The 21,522-nt window shown below is 52.1% G+C and carries 39 protein-coding genes, 2 tRNA genes and 1 pseudogene; 34 read left to right on the top strand and 8 right to left on the bottom strand.

Annotation, left to right across the window (positions count from 1 at the left end):
• Positions 1–61: 61 nt before the first annotated feature.
• The 8 genes and pseudogenes from PI91_RS17085 to PI91_RS17060 all read right to left on the bottom strand — a co-directional run bounded on the left by PI91_RS17085 (position 62) and on the right by PI91_RS17060 (position 3,814).
• Positions 62–271, bottom strand: a complete 210-nt coding sequence (locus PI91_RS17085; protein ID WP_006809788.1) for a cell division protein FtsZ — start codon at positions 269–271, stop codon at positions 62–64.
• Positions 268–429: a hypothetical protein gene (locus tag PI91_RS26065; protein ID WP_157841591.1), complete on the bottom strand. Its 162-nt coding sequence runs from the start codon at positions 427–429 to the stop codon at positions 268–270. Before PI91_RS26065 ends, PI91_RS17085 begins: the two co-directional genes overlap by 4 nt.
• The gene (locus tag PI91_RS26060) at positions 426–623 is read right to left on the bottom strand and encodes a hypothetical protein (RefSeq protein ID WP_045328631.1); all 198 of its coding nucleotides are present in this window, start codon (positions 621–623) and stop codon (positions 426–428) included. The genes PI91_RS26065 and PI91_RS26060 overlap by 4 nt, the downstream gene beginning before the upstream one ends.
• 538 nt (positions 624–1,161) lie before the next feature.
• Positions 1,162–1,503, bottom strand: coding sequence for a hypothetical protein (locus PI91_RS17075; protein WP_039266666.1), 342 nt, complete (start codon positions 1,501–1,503; stop codon positions 1,162–1,164).
• A 109-nt stretch (positions 1,504–1,612) separates the two neighbouring features.
• Positions 1,613–1,810, bottom strand: coding sequence for a helix-turn-helix transcriptional regulator (locus PI91_RS26490; protein WP_230201750.1), 198 nt, complete (start codon positions 1,808–1,810; stop codon positions 1,613–1,615).
• A 9-nt stretch (positions 1,811–1,819) separates the two neighbouring features.
• A pseudogene (locus tag PI91_RS26640) lies at positions 1,820–2,032 on the bottom strand (HNH endonuclease); the annotation flags it as partial.
• Positions 2,033–2,459: 427 nt separating this feature from the next.
• Positions 2,460–3,047, bottom strand: a complete 588-nt coding sequence (locus PI91_RS17065) for a hypothetical protein (RefSeq protein ID WP_039266664.1) — start codon at positions 3,045–3,047, stop codon at positions 2,460–2,462.
• A gap of 11 nt (positions 3,048–3,058) precedes the next feature.
• A complete protein-coding gene (locus PI91_RS17060; RefSeq protein WP_039266663.1) occupies positions 3,059–3,814 on the bottom strand; it encodes an XRE family transcriptional regulator in 756 nt (251 codons plus the stop codon).
• A gap of 35 nt (positions 3,815–3,849) precedes the next feature.
• Here PI91_RS17060 and PI91_RS17055 point away from each other — a divergent pair, with 35 nt between their 5' ends.
• The 34 genes from PI91_RS17055 to PI91_RS16900 all read left to right on the top strand — a co-directional run bounded on the left by PI91_RS17055 (position 3,850) and on the right by PI91_RS16900 (position 21,514).
• The gene (locus PI91_RS17055; RefSeq protein WP_039266662.1) at positions 3,850–4,077 is read left to right on the top strand and encodes a hypothetical protein; all 228 of its coding nucleotides are present in this window, start codon (positions 3,850–3,852) and stop codon (positions 4,075–4,077) included.
• A gap of 40 nt (positions 4,078–4,117) precedes the next feature.
• Complete coding sequence (locus tag PI91_RS17050) at positions 4,118–4,339, top strand: CII family transcriptional regulator (protein ID WP_000449472.1); 222 nt, start codon at positions 4,118–4,120, stop codon at positions 4,337–4,339.
• A gap of 82 nt (positions 4,340–4,421) precedes the next feature.
• On the top strand, positions 4,422–5,324 hold the full coding sequence (locus tag PI91_RS17045; RefSeq protein ID WP_039266661.1) for a replication protein: 903 nt from the start codon (positions 4,422–4,424) through the stop codon (positions 5,322–5,324).
• A 2-nt stretch (positions 5,325–5,326) separates the two neighbouring features.
• Positions 5,327–6,181, top strand: a complete 855-nt coding sequence (locus tag PI91_RS17040) for an ATP-binding protein (RefSeq protein WP_232764419.1) — start codon at positions 5,327–5,329, stop codon at positions 6,179–6,181.
• Positions 6,182–6,352: 171 nt separating this feature from the next.
• On the top strand, positions 6,353–6,697 hold the full coding sequence (locus PI91_RS17035) for a winged helix-turn-helix transcriptional regulator (RefSeq protein WP_039266659.1): 345 nt from the start codon (positions 6,353–6,355) through the stop codon (positions 6,695–6,697).
• Positions 6,694–6,972 (top strand): hypothetical protein, encoded by a 279-nt coding sequence (locus PI91_RS17030; protein ID WP_052232738.1) that lies wholly within the window; start codon positions 6,694–6,696, stop codon positions 6,970–6,972. Before PI91_RS17035 ends, PI91_RS17030 begins: the two co-directional genes overlap by 4 nt.
• Positions 6,969–7,451: an ead/Ea22-like family protein gene (locus PI91_RS26205; protein ID WP_071580370.1), complete on the top strand. Its 483-nt coding sequence runs from the start codon at positions 6,969–6,971 to the stop codon at positions 7,449–7,451. Before PI91_RS17030 ends, PI91_RS26205 begins: the two co-directional genes overlap by 4 nt.
• A 1-nt stretch (position 7,452) precedes the next feature.
• Complete coding sequence (locus PI91_RS17010) at positions 7,453–7,758, top strand: hypothetical protein (RefSeq protein ID WP_039266658.1); 306 nt, start codon at positions 7,453–7,455, stop codon at positions 7,756–7,758.
• Between the two features lie 3 nt (positions 7,759–7,761).
• Positions 7,762–8,769, top strand: a complete 1,008-nt coding sequence (locus PI91_RS26485) for a DUF551 domain-containing protein (protein ID WP_232764418.1) — start codon at positions 7,762–7,764, stop codon at positions 8,767–8,769.
• Positions 8,769–9,002: a hypothetical protein gene (locus PI91_RS16995; protein WP_039266251.1), complete on the top strand. Its 234-nt coding sequence runs from the start codon at positions 8,769–8,771 to the stop codon at positions 9,000–9,002. The genes PI91_RS26485 and PI91_RS16995 overlap by 1 nt, the downstream gene beginning before the upstream one ends.
• A gap of 211 nt (positions 9,003–9,213) precedes the next feature.
• Positions 9,214–9,669, top strand: coding sequence for a YbcN family protein (locus PI91_RS16990; protein WP_039024849.1), 456 nt, complete (start codon positions 9,214–9,216; stop codon positions 9,667–9,669).
• Positions 9,669–9,839, top strand: a complete 171-nt coding sequence (locus PI91_RS16985) for a NinE family protein (RefSeq protein WP_039266657.1) — start codon at positions 9,669–9,671, stop codon at positions 9,837–9,839. The genes PI91_RS16990 and PI91_RS16985 overlap by 1 nt, the downstream gene beginning before the upstream one ends.
• Complete coding sequence (locus PI91_RS16980; protein ID WP_039266656.1) at positions 9,836–10,504, top strand: metallophosphoesterase; 669 nt, start codon at positions 9,836–9,838, stop codon at positions 10,502–10,504. The genes PI91_RS16985 and PI91_RS16980 overlap by 4 nt, the downstream gene beginning before the upstream one ends.
• The gene (locus tag PI91_RS16975) at positions 10,497–10,781 is read left to right on the top strand and encodes a hypothetical protein (RefSeq protein ID WP_000048136.1); all 285 of its coding nucleotides are present in this window, start codon (positions 10,497–10,499) and stop codon (positions 10,779–10,781) included. The genes PI91_RS16980 and PI91_RS16975 overlap by 8 nt, the downstream gene beginning before the upstream one ends.
• On the top strand, positions 10,778–11,137 hold the full coding sequence (locus PI91_RS16970; RefSeq protein WP_021571188.1) for a RusA family crossover junction endodeoxyribonuclease: 360 nt from the start codon (positions 10,778–10,780) through the stop codon (positions 11,135–11,137). The genes PI91_RS16975 and PI91_RS16970 overlap by 4 nt, the downstream gene beginning before the upstream one ends.
• Positions 11,134–11,250 (top strand): hypothetical protein, encoded by a 117-nt coding sequence (locus PI91_RS25795; RefSeq protein ID WP_112778584.1) that lies wholly within the window; start codon positions 11,134–11,136, stop codon positions 11,248–11,250. Before PI91_RS16970 ends, PI91_RS25795 begins: the two co-directional genes overlap by 4 nt.
• Complete coding sequence (locus tag PI91_RS16965) at positions 11,250–11,747, top strand: antiterminator Q family protein (RefSeq protein WP_032180574.1); 498 nt, start codon at positions 11,250–11,252, stop codon at positions 11,745–11,747. The genes PI91_RS25795 and PI91_RS16965 overlap by 1 nt, the downstream gene beginning before the upstream one ends.
• A 97-nt stretch (positions 11,748–11,844) precedes the next feature.
• Positions 11,845–11,919, top strand: a tRNA-Asn gene (locus tag PI91_RS16960).
• 5 nt (positions 11,920–11,924) lie between these two features.
• Positions 11,925–11,999 (top strand) — tRNA-Thr (locus PI91_RS16955).
• Between the two features lie 188 nt (positions 12,000–12,187).
• On the top strand, positions 12,188–12,412 hold the full coding sequence (locus tag PI91_RS16950) for a class II holin family protein (RefSeq protein WP_001752682.1): 225 nt from the start codon (positions 12,188–12,190) through the stop codon (positions 12,410–12,412).
• The gene (locus tag PI91_RS16945) at positions 12,390–12,884 is read left to right on the top strand and encodes a lysozyme (RefSeq protein ID WP_039266655.1); all 495 of its coding nucleotides are present in this window, start codon (positions 12,390–12,392) and stop codon (positions 12,882–12,884) included. Before PI91_RS16950 ends, PI91_RS16945 begins: the two co-directional genes overlap by 23 nt.
• The gene (locus PI91_RS16940; protein WP_039266654.1) at positions 12,881–13,258 is read left to right on the top strand and encodes a DUF2570 domain-containing protein; all 378 of its coding nucleotides are present in this window, start codon (positions 12,881–12,883) and stop codon (positions 13,256–13,258) included. Before PI91_RS16945 ends, PI91_RS16940 begins: the two co-directional genes overlap by 4 nt.
• Positions 13,242–13,427: a rz1 lytic protein gene (locus PI91_RS24885; protein ID WP_369804017.1), complete on the top strand. Its 186-nt coding sequence runs from the start codon at positions 13,242–13,244 to the stop codon at positions 13,425–13,427. The genes PI91_RS16940 and PI91_RS24885 overlap by 17 nt, the downstream gene beginning before the upstream one ends.
• A 91-nt stretch (positions 13,428–13,518) precedes the next feature.
• On the top strand, positions 13,519–13,722 hold the full coding sequence (locus PI91_RS16935; RefSeq protein WP_039266653.1) for a hypothetical protein: 204 nt from the start codon (positions 13,519–13,521) through the stop codon (positions 13,720–13,722).
• Between the two features lie 3 nt (positions 13,723–13,725).
• The gene (locus tag PI91_RS26200) at positions 13,726–13,875 is read left to right on the top strand and encodes a hypothetical protein (protein WP_165472857.1); all 150 of its coding nucleotides are present in this window, start codon (positions 13,726–13,728) and stop codon (positions 13,873–13,875) included.
• 12 nt (positions 13,876–13,887) lie between these two features.
• Complete coding sequence (locus PI91_RS16930; protein ID WP_039266652.1) at positions 13,888–14,538, top strand: hypothetical protein; 651 nt, start codon at positions 13,888–13,890, stop codon at positions 14,536–14,538.
• Positions 14,535–16,103, top strand: coding sequence for a terminase (locus PI91_RS16925; RefSeq protein WP_039266651.1), 1,569 nt, complete (start codon positions 14,535–14,537; stop codon positions 16,101–16,103). The genes PI91_RS16930 and PI91_RS16925 overlap by 4 nt, the downstream gene beginning before the upstream one ends.
• 11 nt (positions 16,104–16,114) lie before the next feature.
• Entirely contained in the window at positions 16,115–17,566 is a 1,452-nt protein-coding gene (locus PI91_RS16920) for an anti-CBASS protein Acb1 family protein (protein WP_039266650.1), read from the top strand.
• Positions 17,502–18,488 (top strand): phage minor head protein, encoded by a 987-nt coding sequence (locus PI91_RS16915; RefSeq protein WP_113771512.1) that lies wholly within the window; start codon positions 17,502–17,504, stop codon positions 18,486–18,488. Before PI91_RS16920 ends, PI91_RS16915 begins: the two co-directional genes overlap by 65 nt.
• A 65-nt stretch (positions 18,489–18,553) precedes the next feature.
• Complete coding sequence (locus PI91_RS26195; protein ID WP_198527865.1) at positions 18,554–18,730, top strand: hypothetical protein; 177 nt, start codon at positions 18,554–18,556, stop codon at positions 18,728–18,730.
• A gap of 58 nt (positions 18,731–18,788) precedes the next feature.
• Entirely contained in the window at positions 18,789–18,962 is a 174-nt protein-coding gene (locus PI91_RS26190) for a hypothetical protein (protein WP_198527864.1), read from the top strand.
• A gap of 134 nt (positions 18,963–19,096) precedes the next feature.
• Entirely contained in the window at positions 19,097–19,615 is a 519-nt protein-coding gene (locus tag PI91_RS24880) for an HNH endonuclease (RefSeq protein WP_071580379.1), read from the top strand.
• A gap of 73 nt (positions 19,616–19,688) precedes the next feature.
• Entirely contained in the window at positions 19,689–21,077 is a 1,389-nt protein-coding gene (locus tag PI91_RS16905; RefSeq protein WP_039266648.1) for a hypothetical protein, read from the top strand.
• Positions 21,077–21,514, top strand: coding sequence for a hypothetical protein (locus PI91_RS16900; RefSeq protein WP_039266647.1), 438 nt, complete (start codon positions 21,077–21,079; stop codon positions 21,512–21,514). The genes PI91_RS16905 and PI91_RS16900 overlap by 1 nt, the downstream gene beginning before the upstream one ends.
• The last annotated feature ends 8 nt before the right edge of the window (positions 21,515–21,522 follow it).

Raw genomic sequence — 21,522 nt, 5'->3', positions numbered from 1 at the left:
CTGAAATTTGGATGTGCAGATGCCGCCCGCAGAAAGCCAGGCCGATCGGTTGAATAGGTGGTTAGTGCTGGATAGGGTTGCCGTGACCGTCCAGAAGGACGTCAATCACGCAGTCACTGAGGCGGATAATTTCTGCATCGGTGTGCAGGTAAACCCATTTGCGCTCCTGAATGACTGCTGAGACGCGGTAGGTTCGGCCTTCATGCATTGCCATCATGCCAGGAGTGACGCACTGACGAATGAGCGGGGTGGTGCCGTAGTGGTTGATCATACCTTCACCTCAACCTGTTTCAGGAGGCCAGCGATATGCATCTGCCAGCGGTTCAGCGTCAACTTGTCGCGCGGTGCCGATAGCGACGTCAGTTGCCACTCGTTATCGTTGAGCTTTTTGGCGGTGTACAGCTTTCCGTTGTGGGTGACTGTCATCATTGCAGGACAACCTTATGCCCATGCTGGACAAGCTCACCCGCTTCCATGCCCACATTCAGCCAGAAGCTTAATGCCAGAAGAACGTCATCTTCGTTTTGGCAGTGGCAGGCATTAACAAATTCCTGAACCGTCTTAACTGCGAGTTTTGCCATTTCTGGCTCAGTCAGGCGTGATATTGGCTGTTCTTTTCTCATAAACCCTCTTGGCCTTATCGCGGCGAACGGAACGGTTAAACAAGACTTCTGCGCATTTCATCACTGTTTCAATGGGCGGTGGATGGCCGCCGGTTGTCATAACGAAACAGGCTCTTTGAACCCGTTTGGGTATGAAAAAAGCCGCTGGTTAGGCGGCTTGTTTTGATTGTTTGGCTCTCATCTTTTTCATCACTCGGCGGTGATTTCGGGAAGATTGGTTTCTCAATCCTTCCCAAATGTTGTCTAACTGCCACTGCTTTAGGCCTTTATCATTCATCGTCTAATCCTCTGTCGTTACCCGCTGATGCGGGAGAAATGCTTTGGTCGGTGTGGTGGCTGGAGTCGAACCAGCTTCCATCGGTGCGCTGCCGATTGGGTTACGCGCGCCTTGCGGATTTCATCGCGAATTTTTTCCGCAAGCCTATTCCCTAGCTCGCCGTTGAGCTTCACCACACCCCAAAACATTCCAGTTAGTGCCGGGGTATTTATCCGCGCCCGGCGCGCGCCCTCTCGCTATTCCCCAACAGCAAGAAATCGCTTACTCTTTAATCTCCCCAACAGTAGAAAGGATATATTCATGCAAACCATGCGGACCGTGTGCCCTGACTGCGGAAGTGAGATGTTCAACCAGCCCGATGATTTTGACTTTGAGACAAATTTCACCGGCGTCAGTTGTGCTGACTGTGGTCGAGAAATCACTAAGGACGATGTTGTCAATCAGGCCACGGACACGGTCAAAAAACAGCTCGACGACATGCTCAGGAATTCCCTCAAAGGAACTGGCTGGAAGTTCAACTAATTTCAAAAGCTCCCCGAACTGAGTAAGAACCTCACTGGCGTCTACGTTAAGCAGTAGTGGCGCCGTTTTTTTATCTGCCATACACACCCCTCTGTTTGTTTACCGTCAGCCCCTCGCAAAGAGCTGCTGGTAAAGATTCCCCGATGTTCGGGAACTGAGCAGCAAACCATTCCGGTGCGGCAAGGTGGCGTTAACCACCCCAGCGATCGCCCCTCTGAATTCTGCCAATATGTGATTTGCTGACGTTGAACATATCGGCAATCTGTTTTTGCGTTTTCTTTCCCTTAAGCCGTTTTATTTCATCAACGTCAGAACTACTTAATTTCGCTCTTGGGTTTAACTCGCCGTGACGGTGACAACTTCTACCCTTAAGTGCCATATCACTCATATTGTCCTGATGGGTGCCAATTCGTAGGTGAGAAGGATTGATACACTTTGGGTTGTCACACTCGTGCATAACAATTAAGCCGCGAATGTCATCCAATGTGAGTCCGTTTGCCTCGCAATAAGCCTTCCTGTGAAGCTTTATTGATACCGTTTTACCGTTAACCTTAGTCGTGGTAATTCCGTATTTTCTGTTCTGTTTGTGTTCGACACATGCACTTAACATATCGACCTCTTTTGATAAAAATCATTAGGTTAAGTATTCGTGTGTAGTCAGCGCCAACTCTCTGCCAGTGTTGCCCGTTCTCACGCCGTTCTCGCTCTCGCGCGGGGATACTCTCTCACCGACCGGATCGCACCCGGTGATACAGCACGTTTACGTGTAGGGGTCTTAACAGGTCATTGACGCTGTAAATCTGCATGTTGTTAAAAAGCAGGCGACTTGCTGTCCGCCGCTGGCTAACTTCGCTCAGCTGTCGATGTTTCGTTTCGATGGACTGATAATGTACCAATAGTTCATTCGTGTAAAGTACCAAAAGTACATTTTATTTGAATGGAAAGTTCATATGCGATTATCTTTATGAACTTTAAGGAGAAATATTTTTGAGTTTTTTATTGATTGCGGCGAGGTGGGGTGGGGGTGGTTTTATTTATTAGAGGTTCGTCACATCAACAAGCCTTGTGTGACCATTGAAAGTTGCGAAAAGTCCGCCGTCTGGCTCAACTACTGAAAGTTCAGCATATTGAAGGAAGTCTGTTTTGATAACTGACATCAAGACCTCTCCGGTATCAATGTTTATGACCTCAAGCCGGTGCGCGTAAAAATCATCTTTGTTTTTGCTACCGGCAAACGATAGGGCGATGTAGCGCCCAAACTCAGATATGGCCGAACTGATGAGGTGAGTGGAAGTTTCTATCTTGAATAACTCTTTCCCGGTGTTATCCATGACTATGGCTGCAGCCATGTTGTTGTCTTTGCCGGTATGGACAGAAAATAAAAATCGCCCGTTAACAGCTATGCATTGAGGCTTAGGAGAAAGCTGCCCGCCGAGCTTAACCATAAACATGAATTTTTCATTCTTCAAAACCGCCAGAGTGTCATCTCTGAGATTGCTTTCATCACGTTTGAAAGCACCCATCTGCCAACTTTTATCGTGGCTTAATTTGCAGGTGATGATGTGGTCGCCAAGCTCGTATAAGGCGCTTCTATCACTCAGATCTGTAACCTTAATTGCTTCCATGCTTAACTTCCTCAGCTATGAAATCTGTATGCCCTTGACTGGCTTACCAGCACTTTCGCGCAGATGCGGAGAGAAGAAAAATCACCATCTTCGATGTACCAGGTTTCATATTTTTTATTGTCTGAAATCACAGCTAATTTTTTGTGCTGCTTTTGAAGTCGCTTTATGTAGAGATCATTATCCAGAACGAAAATGTATATGCCGTCACCGTCAAAGCAGTCGATGCTGACATCGACAAAGATCTGGTCTCTCGGCTCGAATGTGCCAGACATCGAATCGCCATTAACGGCAATCATTTTTATGTGGTCAGCCGGGCGCCCACCAAAGACGGCGCGTGCCTCCTCGGTTGAATATTCAATGGATCTGATGGTTTCAATGAATTCATCTCGCACGAGAACTCCCTGCCCAGCACTAGCCTGAATGTCAAAAACGTCCACACGGAAAGAATCGTCCCTCATCGCCATATGCCCTTCAGATATGCCATCTGCTGCACTATCGCCTAATAGATAAGACGAGGATGTGCCAATTATAGCCGCCAGTTCCTGCAGCTTCCCACGTCTTGGAATAGCTTCCCCATTGAACCACTTGCTTACTGCTTTTGGCGTTAGCTTCATTCGCTTGGCAATTTCAGCCTGACGTCCATGAGCAGGTAAACCAGCTTTATCACAGGCCAGCGCTAGCCGTTGGGAAAACTCTGTACGCGCTTTTTCTTCTTGAACCATAGGTTCAATCATAATATCACTTGCGTGAACTATCAGTTCCGACATAATATGTACTTACAGTTCAATTTGAGGGTTAAAAAATGCAACCTAAAAACCTTGGCGACATCATCAAGCAGATCCGTGTTCCGGTGGTGGCGAAGGCATGCGGTAGAACTCCACGAGCAATTTATAAGTGGATTAACAGTGGATCACTTCCACGAACCGACTACACCGGCGAAACGGGGTATGCATCAAAAATCGCAGCTGCTTCTGGCGGTCAGTTCACAGAGCGCCAGATCCTTGAAATCAGTAAACCAAAAGCCGCCTGACCGGCGGCCATAACCAATTACATCAGAGGAAGTATCGCAAATGGAAACCTTAACGACACGCAACAAAGCGGAGGCACGACGAATTGAGAGTTGGGTGCAGCGTCAAATCGCTGATCTGGGTACCGCCCGGATAGCCGAAGTAGCTGGCATCAACAAATCCACAGTCAGCCGGTGGCGCGAGAACCTAGTACCGAACATGTCGCTGCTGCTGGCCATCCTGATTTCTAACCGGGATGGAGTGAAGGGAGATTTTGAAGCATGAACGCAGAAAGGGCGAAAGCCGCGGTGCTGTAACACCAACGGCTTTCAGGTGGAATTAACTGGATCAATTCACAGGAGCAATTATGGCAAACACTGCCGAAGTAATCAATTTCCCTGTGCCTGACGTGGCACCTAAGGAGCCGCGCGTGGCAGATCTTGATGATGGCTATACGCGCATCGCCAATGAACTTCTGGAGGCTGTCATGCTGGCTGGATTGTCTCAGCATCAGCTGCTGGTCTTCATGGCAGTAATGCGCAAAACATACGGTTTCAACAAAAAGGCAGACTGGGTCAGCAATGATCAGTTATCTGCCCTGACCGGCATCCTCCCGCACAAATGCTCTGCGGCTAAAAGTGCGTTAGTTAAGCGTGGGGTATTTACCCAAATCGGGCGAACTGTGGGGATTAACAAAGCGGTAAGCGAATGGGTGAAATTACCCAAATCAGGTAACGAAAATAAAGTTTACCTGAAAGAGGTAAATTTACCCGAATCAGGTAAGAAAAGTTTACCCGAATCAGGTAAGAAAAGTTTACCCGAATCAGGTAAGAAAAGTTTACCCGAATCAGGTAACGACACTTACCCAAATCAGGTAAACACAAAAGACAAACATACAAAAGACAATAAAGACAATATTAATAAACCCCCTAAATCCCCCAAACCGGCTTCGTTCGATCCGGCTGGTGTTGAGCTTCCTGAATGGCTGTCAGTTTCAGTCTGGAAGTCATGGGTTGAGTACCGTCGTGACCTGAAGAAACCGATCAAGTCTCAGCAGACGGTTACCCAGGCCATCAACCTGCTCGAGCGTTGCAAGTGCAGCGGATATCAGCCTGAAGAAATCATCAACCAGAGCATTGCTAACGGCTGGCAGGGATTGTTTGAGCCTAAGGGCGCCAAGCAGCCTTCCCGTGCTCCGTCTCGCGTATCTGAGAACTTCGCTGGCAAAGACTACGGCCAGACTGAAATCCCATCATGGGCGAGGGACTAAGTATGGAACTGCTCGAAAAAATCGACGCTATCGAAAAAATGCTGGAAGTTCTCGGCAGGCCGCCAGAGCAACTCCCTAACTGCGAGATCGTCTGTGAAACGGTGCTTTGCGAGAAACACGGCGAATACGAACAGCGTAAACGAGTCCTTGCCAGCAGCCTCATCAAGTTGCCGTCACCGCCGACTCGTTGTCCGGGCTGCCTGCGCGATGAGTTGACCTTCCTGTATGACGAGAAAAAGCGTTGGGAAGACCGCACGCGCCAGCAGAACATCGATCGCCTGCTGCGCCAGCTCGAAATCCCTGAGCGCTTTGTGACGTGCACGCTGGAAAACTATCAGCCGGTTGGCAAGGAGTCAGAACGTGCGCTGCGGGTTTGCCAGGCGTATGCCGCGAAGTGGCCTGAGCGCCTGAAGCAGGGTGGCGGCCTGGTGATGTGCGGCAAGCCGGGAACCGGTAAAAACCACCTTGCCCTGGCGATCGCCCGTGATGTCATCGAGAAACACCAGAGCCCGGTAATTTTTACCACCGCGCTGAAAATTGCCCGTGAGTTCAAATCAACGTGGTCGAAAACAGCGACGCGCTGCGAGAACGACGTGATTTCGCACTTCACAACCCCGGACCTGTTGATCATCGATGAGGTAGGCGTCCAGTTCGGCAGCGAAGCCGAGAAGCTGATCATGTTCGAAATCATCAACACCCGGTACGAGCGGATGAAGCCGACCATCCTGATCAGCAACCAGACCAAAGAAGAACTGGCGGCGTTCATCGGCGAGCGCGTTCTTGATCGCATGAGCGATGGCGGCGGGTGCACGCTGTCATTCACCTGGGATTCTTACCGTTCCAAGGGGGCAGCGTGAAAGCATGCAGCGATGACTATGTCGTTATCAACCAGTATTCGAAAGGGAATGCAGCCTGGATAGAGCGCGTTGATACCGATGAAAAGCGAAAAGCACTTTACAAATCGAGTTGGGAAATAGCCGTAATCTCGCTCGCAATCGTTCGTGAATATGGGATCCGGAGGGTAGGCAATGACCATAACAATCCGTGAGCAGGTGCTGGCAGCCCTGCGCAACAACCCAGGTTTGAACAACGCCAAGCTGGCAGGGCTTATCGGCATGGACACCAGAAAGATATCCGGGACGGTGAGCACGCTGCTGGCCGACGGGCTGATCAGCTGCGAAGGCAAATACGGCCAGCGCCTGTACAGCCTGACCAGTTACGGCATGCGCTTCGCCCCTGACACGATACCGGGCATGAAGCAGGGCAAGTCGAAGTTAATTCAGCGGACGGACACCAACGTGATCTGCCAGGAGTGCCGCAACAGCGCGGCTATGAAGCGAGTATTGATGGTTTGGGGGAGGGTAGGGGTATGAAAATTTTAAAACTGAGTCAGCAGGCAACAGTTTCTCGTCCGGTCGATTCGATTATCGGTTGGGAAGAGAAAACAATCTACGAGCCAGTTTTTGTTGTGGCTGAGCATATTGAGTCGTTTTTGTTTGCTGGTGTAAGCCACATCAAAATGACCTCGGGCGAAAAGATAGTTGTACGAGAAACACCTGAAGAAATTCTCGCGCTGCTTGGCGTCGATGTTCAAACGGATAGCCTGAAAACATGGGGTGAAATTGCGCAGAAGGAGGCCGCCAAATGAGCAACATCGACAAACGCGCATTACGGGAATCAGCGGAGAAGGCCAGCACAGATAACCATACCCAGGATGAATGGTTCCACTATCTGCGCAGCTCAACTCCAGCCACCGTGCTGTCGCTTCTGGATGAGCTGGAAGCCAAAGACAGGCGTAATGCGGAGCTGGAAGACCTTCTTGAAGCTGAAATTAAGCCATGGATGCAACGGTACGATAGTGCAAATAACCGAAGAGAGGCCGCAGAAAAGCGGATTGCTGAGCTGGAGGCGCGGGAGGTGAAATTGCCCAATCCTCACGCTCACCTCATCTGGATTCAGGCAGGCCATGCCCCTGATGACTATTGGGATGATGTTGCCGTTTCTCATAGCGAAAATGATAAGTGCTGCGATGGTTCAAATCGCTACCCGGTTTATGCTCTGTGGGAAATTAAAGAGGCACTATCTGCTATTGGCATCAACATCGCCGCAGCCGGTAAAGGAGATTGAAATGAAAAACCAAAATTACGATCAGCGTAAAGATTTGCATCTGTGGTTCGGTCTTTCATATGCCGCGTTTCTGGTAATGCCTCGCGTAGCAATGATGCAAATGCCGAAGGAATGGCAAGAGAGTATGGCTGAACTGCTAAACCAATACGACGAAACCATTGATACATCTGCGTTTGGGGTGAAAGGTTGCCGAGTTCAAGCCCTAAATAGTGAGGGTAAGTTAATGAAGATGCCTGATGAGTTACTTAACTACCGCCATCCTCAACCCGAAGTTGTGGCGCAGTTAATGCTCAAGCATGAGGACTAACCCATGAGAACTATTACCAAAGAATGGCTGGAGAGTCAGATTTCTGCAATCAAGGCGGTTGGCATCACTGATAGCAATACGCTGCAGGCGTTCGAAATCGCGCTGGCATCACTCGAAGCGGATCCTGTTGGTTTCATCGACGCTGAATACGCTGAGCTCCTAAAGTCAGGACATATCGAATCATGCTCTGCGTATGCCGAGCCGGGAGAGGGGTGCATTACGTTATACACCGCCCCTCCATCTCCAGCCAATTCCGAGCCCGTAGCGTGGATGTGGGAGCGTGACGGTAAGCGAGATGTTGACATGGATAATCCAGATGAAGAAATCAATCTCATTGGGGCAAAAAAAGCGATGGATGCAGGCTGGAAGTGTAATCCTCTCTACACCGCCCCGCCAGCGCCGGTGTCTGTGCCTGACTTGAAAGAGCTTGAAGCGGTTCTCAACTGGATTTTGATGCTTCCATGCCCAACTCCAAAGGCAACGTATTTCGCGAAGAAGTTGGCAGTGGTGATCGACACATGCCGCAACGCCATGCTTCAGGGTGCCGACAACGAACTTCAGCGCAAAGCCGAAATCCACGACGCTCTCTGCGAAAAGTACAACGTCGAATCCCTGACTGATTTCGTCGACTGGCAAAGGAATCACATTGCTGAACTTGAAGCAGCACCACCGGCTCCGGTTGGTCCTGGCGAGACTGCAGTAATGCCGGATTATCCAGGGTACACGATGACGCAGCGCGAGTGTTATCAGGCTGGAAAGAAGGCTGGGATGGATGAGGCTGGCAACTCTCCGGCGATTCCGGATGGTTGGGTGGCTTGCAGTGAGCGGATGCCTCCTTTAAAGACTGGTGTAATCGTTGGTAAGTGGATTGGTCGCTCGTGGGCTACTAAGTGGGCAACTTATATCCCATCGCATCCTGAAGCTAACTCACACGGCTTCATAATGCCTGGAGGCTCTTGGGAACCAACTCACTGGATGCCAATTCCAGCAGCGCCGCAGCAGGAGGCGTGATGGTTACCGGTGGATATACGCTCGACTTAACATGCGACTGCTTGGACTGCCAACAATACATGGGAAATCCAGATTATCGTACTGAGGCGCAGGGATATAAGCAGTTTGTTGGTAGCAACTCAACGATGTGTTTTAGGGCAGCGAAAAAAAGAGGCTGGAAATTTAACGCCAACAAAACTCACTGCTTAGCACCTGGTCATGCATACCGTAAAGATGGTGGCAGCGATGCCTAACCCATTCGACGCATAACTAAACGTCAAGCAACGTTTGATTATTCATTATCACCCAGCCATAATTAAGTCATCGGAGCCTGAACAACTCCGGTGACTTCTGCGCATTTAAGGGGACTTAAATGCGACCACAATCTGAACTCCTCACCTTGTCACAGATGCAGAAATGCACCTGCGATTTTCTGCATTCTGCGGTTTCCGTCAAGGAGGCCGTATGATTATCCCCAAAGACGGCATCAAGCTACACCGTGGAAACCTTGGTGCTATCACTCAGCATCTGAAGCCTCTCCTCGAAAGTGGCAAGTGCTTCCGCCTGCAACTCAAAGACTGGCACGAGAAGAGAAGCCTTTCTCAAAATAGCTTGAGCCATGTCTGGTACGAGGAAATCAGCGATTACCTGATCAAGTCTGGGCGCACTGACGCCACGCCTGCATGGGTAAAGCGCAACCTCAAAAAGACCTATCTCGGTTATGAAGAGGTTGAATACACCGACTTCGTGACCGGAATTAAGACGATTGAATTAGAACTGCGCCACACGTCCGATCTGGACACTGGCGACATGCATCATTTCATGTGCCAGGTGGAAGGTTGGTGCGCTCAGTTTGGCCTGGTGCTAACCATACCTCAAAGCAGCGAATTTCAGGTGCTGCGCGATAAGCAGGAGGCCTGATGTCTACTCCACTTTCCCGCGTCATCACAAACGAAATCTTCCGCGTTCCGGCGCGCCGCAAATGCAAGCCAGCGGCTAAGCCGTCCGACATCCCAACTCTGAAAGACTACACCGCCCGCCTGGTGGATCAGAAATGGCTGCGTCTCGCAGCGAGGAGAAAATCAGCATGAGCATGTATCAACGAATTAATGGCGCTGACTGGCGCAATATCTTCGTCGTCGGCGATCTGCATGGGTGCTACACGCTGCTGATGAATGAGCTCGAAAAGGTTTCGTTCGACCCTGCGCGTGATTTGCTGATCTCGGTTGGTGACCTTGTTGACCGCGGCGCGGAAAACGTCGAGTGCCTGGATCTGATTACTATGTCGTGGTTCAGGGCAGTGCGCGGTAACCATGAGCAGATGATGGTTGATGGGCTTTCAGAGCATGGAAACGTCAATCACTGGCTGGTAAACGGTGGCGGTTGGTTCTTCAATCTCGACTATGACAAAGAGGTGCTGGCTAAGGCTCTGGTTCACAAGGCAGCTGAGTTACCACTCATCATCGAGCTGGTTACCTCCGATCGGAAAATCGTAATTTGCCACGCTGACTACCCGCATAACGAATATGCGTTCGACAAGCCGGTCCCGAAAGACATGGTCATCTGGAATCGTGAGCGGGTTAGCGACGCTCAGGGCGGCATTGTCTCGCCGATAGCCGGTGCTGATCTGTTTATCTTCGGCCACACCCCTGCGCGCCATCCCCTGAAGTATGCCAACCAGATGTACATCGACACAGGAGCGGTGTTTTGCGGAAACCTCACGCTGGTTCAGGTGCAAGGTGGTGACCATGAGTAAAACCTACCGCAGCAAGAAGTGGCTCGCCGCAGTCGGCCAGATTGAGCAATGCGTCCTTTGCGGAGCGTGGGGCGTACAGGTAGCACACCGCAATGAAGGTAAGGGAATTGGCATGAAGACAGACGACTGCGCCACCGCCGCTATCTGTGTCACCTGCCATTCAGAGATTGATAACGGGAAGGGGCTTAGCCGTGACGAGCGCCGCCAGTTAATGGATCGCGCCATCGTCCTGACCATTATTCAGATTGCCCGTCGTGGCTTGGTGGTGCCTGCATGAAAATCTACGACATCACACCAATCGGCAAGCCTCGCATGACCCGCGCGGATAAGTGGAAGCAGCGTCCACCTGTAATGCGTTACCGCGCTTTTTGCGATGAGGTCCGCCTGCGCAAGTTGACCATGCCTGAATCCGGATCACATGTGACATTCGTCCTACCAATGCCACCAAGCTGGAGTAAGAAGAAACGAGCGGAGTTCGCCGGGAAGCCCCACCAGGCCAAGCCAGACTGCGACAACATGCTGAAAGCCCTGATGGATGCGCTTTATGAGGATGATGCTCACATCTGGGATTGCCGCATCACAAAGGTCTGGGGAGAGAAGGGGCAGATCATTATTGGGGAGTGCGCGCCGTGACCAGAGACGAGATAACCCGATACCAGGCAGAAAGCGTTAAGCGCGCCAGCATGCCGCCAGTAGCAAAGCACAGCCAGACCAAAACCAACCAGCCACAGAAGGAAGCCGCATAATGAAACTGGAATTAACCAACGACCAGCATCAATGGGTAGACCAGTGGCTCCAGTTGTGGGGCGCATGGTGCCAGACCGGCAAGATTGATAAAGCGATGATCAACATGATTGCCAGATTCATGGCTACCGTCGAGCCCCAGCAAGCATCACGGCCGGTATGTAGTGATGATGACGGGATGCTCATTGATGCTGTCATTCGCCACTACCTGAAGAATGTGGATGAAAATGCCTGGCGGGTTATCTTCGCCTACTACGTCTGCAACTCCAGCGAGATCCGAATTGCATCATGGCAGCATGCAGTAAGTAAGCCTCGCCTTATGAAGACGCGTGGCGGCAATCAGTACAAACACCCAAGCATCTCGACAATCCGTAGAGAGGTGAAGCAAATCATCAATGCTTCATTGTTCTGTTTATACCAACCGCTTCAAAATGCGTTTAACGATCGCGAAAATGTGAGGAAAATTGCAAATAAATCACACAACGTGCTTGCAATTTAATGAACAAATGAGCAAACTAATTCGTATATGTTGCCATTGTTGTGTGTGACATGAATGAATACCAAGCCTCGCCATCGTGCGGGGCTTTTTCATTTCAGGGTCAGAAGCACAGCGGTTGTGCGTTCGGCTGTTAACCGAATGGTCGAAGGTTCGAATCCTTCCTGTCCCGCCAAATTCGCCGGTCTAGTTCAGTGGCAGAACGGCAGCCTTGTAAGCTGCGCGTCAGAGGTTCGATTCCTTTGCCCGGCACCAGAACCAACTACCTGGGACCCTTAGGCCGAAGAGCCGACATTGCCACACCCTCACATTGCCAGCCTGTCGCTGGCTTTTTTATTTTCAGGCTCCGGGAACCATCATCGACACGCCTACTTGTTAAATCGTCCCGAGGGCCTGATCCCTTTTCAAACACACAGCACCCGCTAACTACGCGAGGTGAGAGCATGTATCGCATGGAAAAAATAACCACTGGTGCTGCCTATGGCGCTTCAGCCGGGAGCATCCTCAACGGCATGCTTAATGCCTACAGCCCCGAGCAGTGGAACGCTATCGGCGTGCTGGTGGGTATCATCATTGCCGTACTGACGTATCTGACAAATCTCTATTTTAAGATCCGCGAAGACAACCGCCGCAGCAGGAGCCGAGATGAACCCGACACTCAGGAATAAGCTAGTGGGTGCCATTGTTGGCGGATCCGGAGCAATCACCATTGCTGCAGTAATGCTGGGCAATGCGGATGGGCTGGAAGGGCGGCGCTATTACGCCTATCAGGATGTCGTCGGTGTCTGGACTGTTTGCGATGGGCACACCGGTGCCGACATTCGCCGCGGTCACCGCTACACCGACAAAGAGTGCGACAACCTCCTGAAGGCGGATCTGCGAAAAGTGGCAAATTCCATCGACCCGCTGATCAAGGTTCGCATTCCTGAGCCTACGCGTGCCGCGCTTTATTCTTTCGCCTATAACGTTGGATCTGGTGCTTTTGCCAGCTCAACGCTGCTGAAGAAGTTGAACGCCGGTGATGTGCCGGGGGCATGCAAAGAACTACAGCGCTGGACATATTCCGGTGGCAAGCAGTGGAAGGGGCTTATCACCCGGCGCGAGATTGAGCGTGAAGTTTGCGAGTGGGGCCAGAAATGAGCCGATTAACCGCAATCATCTGCGCTGTCGTTATCTGCCTGCTCGTTTCCATGGCTTGGGCGATTAACCACTACCGCGATAACGCCATCACCTACAAAGACCAGCGCGACAAAGCGACGGTAAGGGCAGACACATCGGAGGCGATCACCAGCAACGTGATCACCACGATGAACATCATCCGTGACATCTCACAGGCTACCCAGAATGCAAAGAACGAACTGGCCAAAAAAGGCGAGACGCGCATTGTATACATCAGGCAGGCGCTTGAAGGCGATCCGTGCGCTAACCAGCTTGTTCCTGCTGCCGCTGCTGACAGCCTGCGGGAACACGAAAACAGTTTACGTTCCGGCCCCAGTGGTGCCGATAAGCGCTGACCTGACAGCAGACACGCCGATCCCCGGAATGGTGGTTCCGTTCACGTGGCAGGCAAGTCTGGAGTTAAACGCTCAGCTCTATACGGCGCTGGGGCAGTGCAATCTGGATAAGGCGGCAATTCGCAAAATCGAATCCTCCCGACAAGGACAGATTGCTCAACCCCAATAAGGCGGTGGTCACAATCTTGCTGACGGGTAAGCCGTAAGTGGCTAAGCACTTCTGAGAAGCAGGGCAACAGCTGCGAAACGTGGAGAACGAAATGGCTACCGTCTACCGAATCACAATCACCAAAAAATCCAAAGAGTCCTTCGCCGGGCTCATGACCAGAAGCCAGCCAGAAATCGTCAATGGTTTTGTCGCGCTGGCAATGGATGACGGCAAATGGCGCTACTTCAGCCAGGACAGCATTGAGGACTTCCTGTTTGAGCCTGTAGAGCAGCCAGCAGAACAAGCAACGGAGTAGCTCATGAGCAAAACAGTCACGTTCACATCAAAAGTATCTCTCCGTCCATACATGAAGCCGATCCTGATGCTGTCAGCCTTACTTCGCTGGGACTGGTTGACTAACAAGTGCTTCAAAATCGAAACCGTAACCAGCGATACGGTGCAGCTTTAAATGGAGTAACGAATGAGCAAACCGGACTGGGAGGCCATCGAGACGGCGTACCGGGCCGGAGTGATGTCCCTCCGAGAAATAGCATCACAACACGGTATAAGCGAAGGCGCTATCCGTAAGCGTGCCAAGCGTGACGACTGGTCGCGCGACCTGAATGCGAAGATTCAGCAGAGGGCTGACGATCTGGTACGCAAACAGGAGGTACGCAAACAGGTACGCAACGAAAGCACTTTGACCGAACGCGTACTGATAGAGGCGACTGCCGAGGTGATTGCCACGGTACGCATGGAGCACCGGGGAGACATCCGCCGGGCTCGTGAACTGACAAACATGCTATTCGATGAGCTGGCCGGTGAGTGTGGCGATGTGGCTGCGCTTGAGATGCTCGGTGACCTGATGCGCCGTGAGGATGATAAAGGTCAGGATAAGCTCAACGATCTTTACCGCAAAATAATCAGCCTACCTTCCCGCGTTAAATCCATGAAAGACCTTAGCGACAGCCTGAAGACACTGATCGGCCTCGAACGTGAGGCGTACAGCATCGAGAATAAGGCTGAAACGAAAGAGGTTACGCATAACGTCATGCTGGTACCAACCAGTGACAGCGTGGATGACTGGGAAGCGGCAGCGCAGAAACAACAGGGCGGGGTGCTCGGTGGATGAATTACAAAGCTGTATGGAAGCCACTGCCTGGATCACAGTCTCTGGCTCTGAGTTGCCCGTGCAACGAAATCCTGTTCGAAGGCACTCGCGGCCCGGGAAAGACCGCTGCGCAGTTAGCCAGATTCCGGCGTAATGTCGGCGTGGGCTATGGCTCGTTCTGGCGAGGCGTTATCTTCGACACCGAATATAAAAACCTTGCCGACATCATCACTCAGTCGAAGCGCATGTTTCGCCTGTTTAACGATGGAGCGCGATATCTGTCATCTGCGAGCGAATTGCGATGGGTGTGGCCTACTGGCGAGGAGCTGCTCTTCCGCTTCGGCAAAGAGGCAGACGACTACTGGGATTTCCACGGTCAGGAATTCCCGTTTATCGGCTTTAACGAGCTGACGAAACAGCAGTCTCCAGAGTTCTACGAAATGATGTTCTCCTGCCGCCGCTCATCGTTCAGGCCGGAAAACTACCCGCTGGAGAATGGCAAGTTACTGAGGCCGATCCCGCTGGAGACGTTCAGCACGACCAACCCGTTTGGCATCGGACATACCTGGGTGAAGAAACGCTTCATTGAGCCAGCGCCGCGCGGAACCGTGCAGCGTGACCGGCAAATGGTGTTTAACCCTCAGACAGAACGAGAAGAGGAAATCACGCTGACCCGCGTGGCAATCCACGGATCGTTCAAAGAGAACCCGTACCTCGACCCGCAGTACATCGCTACCCTGATCGCTATTAAAGACCCTAACCGACGCAAAGCGTGGGTAGAGGGCTCCTGGGATGTGACCAGTGGCGGGCGATTCGACCACCTGTGGAATGAATCGCTGCACGTCATTAAGCCGTTCCGCATACCGGATAGTTGGACAGTTGACCGCTCCCATGACTGGGGTGAGTCGAAGCCGTTCTCTAACCTCTGGTGGGCGCAGGCTGATGGTACTGCCGCCGAGCTGCCAGATGGTCGACAGTTCTGCCCGCCGGCAGGTTCGATAATCCTGATCGGCGAGTGGTACGGCTGCCCGCCTGACGAGCTGAACAAAGGCCTGAATATGTCATCCACCAACGTCGCTAAAGGCGTGGCGTGGATTGACAGGCGGCTGGTGGGCGAAGAAGCCGACGAGCCGGAAGAGATTCAAATCGACGGTGTCACGCAGGGCCAGCTTCACATTATGCCGGGCATCTGTAGCGAAGTGATCCCCGGACCAGCTGACGGGGCGATATTCAACACCGGAGATAACGAGTTATCGATCGCTCAGAAGATGGAAGCGCAGGGCGTTACCTGGTTGCCAGCTGATAAGAAGCCTGGCTCCCGTATCAACGGCGCATCTCTTTTTGCGGATATGCTCGAAGCGGTGGTTGAAGGCGTGAAGCTGGAATCAGGTATGCCTGAGAAGCCAGCATTCTACGTTTTTGACTATTGCCGTGGCTGGATAAGCCGAATTCCGGTGCTCGTTCGTGACGATAAAAACCCCGATGACGTCGACACCCAGCAAGAAGACCACGACTGGGATGGAACACGCTATCGCGTACTGCATTCACCACAAAAAATCACCGGCATGTTGGTGCGATCGCGCTGACGGAGGACATCGTGACCGAAAGCGAAATGAAACAACAGCGCGCCAGTAACTCCAGTGTTGAGAGGGAGCGGAATAAAAACCTCTCAATGCTGTTTAACGGCACCAGTAATACCAAACGCCAGCGGCTCTATCAGGAGTTCGGTTACCCACTGCACCTCACTTTTGATGACTTCTACCGGGCGTACCGGAGAAATGCGGTGGCTGGTGCCGCCGTGACGCGCATGCTCGACGGCTGCTGGGAAGACTACCCTGATGTTTACGAAGGCGACCAGACAAAGGACGCATCGAAGCAAACGGCGTGGGATAAGCGTGTCAACAAGCTACTGAAACGCTGCTGGGAGCAGATTAAAGGCGCAGACCGCCGTAACCTGGTAGGGCGCTACTCTGCGATCCTTCTTCAGATTAAAGACAGCAAGAAGTGGTCCGAACCTGTTGACACCACCATTGTGGGAAGGCTTCAGGAAAAGGCACTCGTTAAGCTGGTTCCTGCATGGGAAGCGCAAATCGACCCGGTTAACTGGGACGATAATCCGGACAGTGAAACGTTCGGCGAAGTGACGATGTACTCGTTCACCGAATTGCCGGTTGACGGAAACTTCGACGCCCGCCCGGGCAGAATCATCAACGTCCACCCGGATCGCGTAATCATCCTGGCCGAGGGCTCAGATGATGGCGTTATGACGTCGGGCAAGTCGCTGCTTGAGGCTGGTTTCAACAAGCTGCTTGATATCGAGAAGGTTAGCGGTGGCGCGTCTGAGGGCTTCCTGAAGAACGCCAGTCGCCAGCTCAACTACTCGTTCAGTGAGAAGACGAACTTCTCAGCACTTGCCAAAGCCCTTGGGGTTGCTGAGGGGCAGCTTGCTGAAGCGCTTGATCAGCAGGTCCGTCGCCTTAACGACAGCACCGACAGCGCCAGCTTTATGCAGGCAGGTACCGCCGAGGTGTTGAGTGTGGCAGCAGCTGACCCAGAGCCGACCTGGCGTACCGCGCTGAGCGAGTTCTGCGCGACCGTTCCTATCCCTGTGAAAGAGCTCGTTGGGATGCAGACTGGTGAGCGCGCCAGCACTGAGGACGCCAAAGGTTGGGGGCGCACCAGGATGAGCCGCCGGAAAGGCTTCCTGACCGACGTTATCACCGATGTGGTTTCGCGATTCTGGACGCTTGGCATTATTCCACCGGCTAAGAATGAAGAAATCACCGTGGGATGGTCAGATCTGCTGGCTCCGAGCCAGGCAGAGAAGATTGCCAACATGGACAAGCTAGCCGATGTGGCCGTGAAGTCGACAAACGCGTTTGGACGCTCAGCTATCAGCGAAAACGAAATACGCGCTGCTGGCGAACTGCAACCACTGCCTGAGCTTGATGATGAGGTTCCGCCTGATGGCAACAAACCAAAGCCTGATCCTCTGGCCGACCCTCAGTCAGAAGCCGAAAAGTCCGGTAATACCACGGTCGAAAGTTGACCCCACAATGTCGCGCAAGTCCGTAAGCAGGATGGAGCGCGACATTGAGGATCGGTATTACGCGATAAAGGTGGAGCTGAAAGCCCTCTTCGACCAGCGCCTTATCGGGCGAGAGCGAGAGGCTAACAGCCATAACTGGAGCTTCCTCTGCCACGATAACGGCGCGGATATTCGGCTCTACCAGGTCAACGCCGGCAAGTTCATCTACGACATGTCGGCGCAGGAACTGGCTGATCTGCTAGAGGCGGTGCAGGCTATTCTCGATGACCATCTGCTGGAGGGGGGCGAGCAAAACCTATGGGCGATGGATTACGTCGTTGCAGAAGCGCAGCGCGGCACGCTGGAGGCCTTCAACAACCTCTCGCAGCAGTCGCAGGTGTACGCCAGTCAGACAACGCTACAGCAACTGTTAAGCAGCCCCGGTTATCAAAACCAGATCGCCTCTGCCAGGCTGACAACTTTCAGTGACTGGAAGGCGATCAGCGATGCCGCCAGGGCAGACCTGACAAGCATCATCACCGACGCGGTTGCGCGCGGGGTTAATCCGAGAGAAACGGCCAGCGTCATAAGCAAGCGCCTCGATGTCAGCATGTCGAATGCCAAGACCATAGCTCAGACCGAGCAGGTCGGCGCGCTGCGGCAGGCGCAATGGAACGAAACGGATTGGGCTGCCGACAGGCTGGGGCTGAATACTGGCCTGCTGTGGCTGTCAGCGCTCAAGCCTACGACGCGAACCTGGCACGCCAGCCGCCACGGCAAGGTCTACACCACGGAAGAGGTGCGGGACTTCTACGCTGAGAACGGCAACCGGTACAACTGCTACTGCAGCCAGATTCCGGTGTTGCTCAACGACGACGGCAGCATCTTCAATGAGGGGCTGGCGGATAAGCTTGCAAAAGAGAGAAAAGACTGGGGTAAATAATCAATAAAGTTCATGTTATTTTTGCCGTTATTAATTAACGACTCCTTAATTAAATGGAAAATGACATGCAATCAAAATTTAAAGATATTCGCTTTGATAGAGTGCAGCCAGTCACTAAAGCTAAGCACCGAACGCACATAGCTTTTATGACGATTAACGGTGACACCGAATCAGCATTAATTTCCGAATTAAAGAAACGATACCCCAAGGATGGTATAGAACTAGTAAGCTATAAAAAATAATAACAAGGTCGCCACGGCGGCCTTTTTTTATTGCCTGAAATCCACCAATGAGGACGCTATGTGGCAATTATCCTATGACCTTAACTTCCCAATCCGTGGCTGGGTTTATTCAAAACCTTTAGAAGTGCGCTGGGATAATGGAAGCGTTGAGAATGTGCGTTTATGCCATTTCTTCCCAGTAAAGCCAACTAAGAAGCAACTCCGCCAGGTTCGCAAAAACAAAATCCATTAAGAGGACGCAACGTGAAGCTATCCAGCATCCACGTTGTGGTACAATTGACGTGCGGCTAGACCGGCCAGTCGAAGAGGGTGAACGTAGACACCCCTGCCGCACCCATCATCTACGAAGCCTGCTACGAGGTTTATATGAATAAACAAGAATCATTGATTGATCGCTTCCGTGAAAGTCTCTATTACGATGAATCGTCGCCAAGCTTTCTTAGGTGGCGACACGACAAAATAAACGGCAACGGAAGAGTATTTTCACGGGCAGGAGATTGCGCTGGTTCGCTTAAAAATTCCGGTTACTGGGAAGTTAACTTCGAAGGTCGACTTCGAATGGTGCATAGGGTGATTTTTGCTCTTCACCATGGTGTTTTACCGAGTCAAGTCGATCATAAAGACAGAAACAGAAGCAATAACAACATAGCCAATCTTAGACCTGCCGGCACATCTCAAAACAGGTGGAATGCATCTGTCAGGTCAGACAACACGAGCGGAATTAAAGGCGTTAGCCTGCATAAGCAAAGTGGTAAATGGCGAGCCCAGATATACAAAGACGGCAAGGCTATCCACCTCGGTACATTCCTGACGATGGAGGAGGCAGAGTCGGCTGTCGTGACAGCAAGAAAAACTCTCCATGGTGAGTACAGTTGCAACGGATAGTGAAAAATAGAATTAAATCCTTGAAACCCGCTTAGGCGGGTTTTTTGTTGCCATAACAAAATCAGGAGAGGAGATGAAGCTCTCAAGTATTCACGTAAAAAGCCTCGCCATCAACGCCTCCAACATCTCAACGACCACCATCAACGGCCAGGAACACTACGTCATTCGTGGTGCGGTCCCGATCGTCGATGACATCGTGATGAATGGTGGCCTGTACCCGGCGGAGGAGATTAACAACAGCTACCAGACGATGGAGCGCAAGTTAATGCCGATCGGCCACCCGATGGTGAACGGCAAATACGTCAGCGCCAACGACCCGCAGGCGGTCAACGATTACTACGCCGGGGCATGGGCTCAAAACGTCAGCAAGGCCAACGACAAGGTCGTGATGGACGTTTACGTCAATAAGGCTGTGGCAGACACCAAGCCTGACGGTAAGCGCCTTATTCAGCGCCTGGACGACATGATTTCCGGCAATAACGCCGACCCGATTCATGTCTCTACGGGTCTGCTGCTGAACAAAGAGCAAAAGGCAGGTGAATCGAAACAGAAGAAATACTCCTGGGTCGCTCACAACATGCAGTTCGACCACATCGCGATCCTGCTCGACGAGCCCGGTGCCGGCACGCCGGATGAAGGTGTCGGCATGTTCGTCAACTCTGACGGGCAAGAGGCTGATGTTGAATCGACGAACCTCATCGATGCCGCCAACAGCATGAAAGACGGCTGGTGGAACAAAACCAAGTTTTATTTGAGCAACGCCTCGAATTACTCATTTGATGAAATCTGCGCGGCGCTGCGAAACAAAATGAGCGAGGGTAAGCCTGAAACATATTACTTCTGGCCGGAAGCCGTCTGGCCTGATCGCTTCATTTACGAGGAAAACGGCAAATACCTCCAGCAAAAGTACCTCATTGACGACGATGGCAAGGCTGAACTCGTCGGTGATCCAGTAGAAGTCGTGCGCAAACCAACTGAGTACGAAGTCAAAACCAACGGAGAAACAAACCCGATGAAAGAGAAGATGATCGCCGCGCTCAATGCCGCAGGCGTTAAAACCGAGGGGCTGACCGACGATCAGGTCTGGGATGCCTACAACCAGCAGATGCAGAAGAAAGAGGGGGGCGGCGACCAGGGCCAGGCTCAGATCAACTCTGACGCTATTACTGCCGCAGTGAATCTGGCACTGAAGCCGCTTACCGATGAAATCAGCACGCTGAAATCTCAATTGCAGGCGAACGCAGAAAGCGACCTGAAAACCAAGCGCGATGCGGTTAAAGCGAAATTCTCGTTCATGACTGAAGCAGCGATCAACTCGCTTTCCGGTGAAGCGCTGAACGACATGTACTCACAGTGCCAGACCAGCACTCCGCTGAACCCATCATTCCAACTGGTCAATTCTGAAAATGACCAGTGGAAAGACTACGACCTTAACGCAGGTATGGAAGAGGGGACTAAATAATGGTCGCTAACGTCATCTATCGTGGCCCGGTCGAGCGTGAGCCGGAAACCATCAACCTGCCTGTGGCTTCGGCGCTTAATCCCGGCGTGGCAGTGAAGGTTGCATCAGGCAAGTTGGCAGCCTCCGCTGATACCACCGGCCGCTGGTTCATCCTCGGCAACCGTCGTTTCATCGGTCAGGCAATCACCACCGCATACGCAGCCAATGAAACCGGCGTGGCGTACCGCGTTGAAGGTGAGCAGGAATACAACGTTCGCCTGGCTGCTGCGGCCTATACGGTGGGTCAGGAGCTGACTATCGGTACCGGCGGCGTATTCAAAGCGGCCGCAACCGGCAACCAGGTCGTCGCTACGTTCGACGAAAAAGCAGGGCGCACTCTGGCGGCGGAAGGTTTCGCCGACGTGGTGATCCTCTCCACTCCGTACGCCAAGGCATAAGGAAAACA

Source organism: Enterobacter sp. FB (assembly GCF_000805795.1).
In the GTDB taxonomy this organism is placed as follows: domain Bacteria; phylum Pseudomonadota; class Gammaproteobacteria; order Enterobacterales; family Enterobacteriaceae; genus Enterobacter; species Enterobacter roggenkampii.
This window is presented reverse-complemented; position numbering and strand designations above follow the sequence as displayed.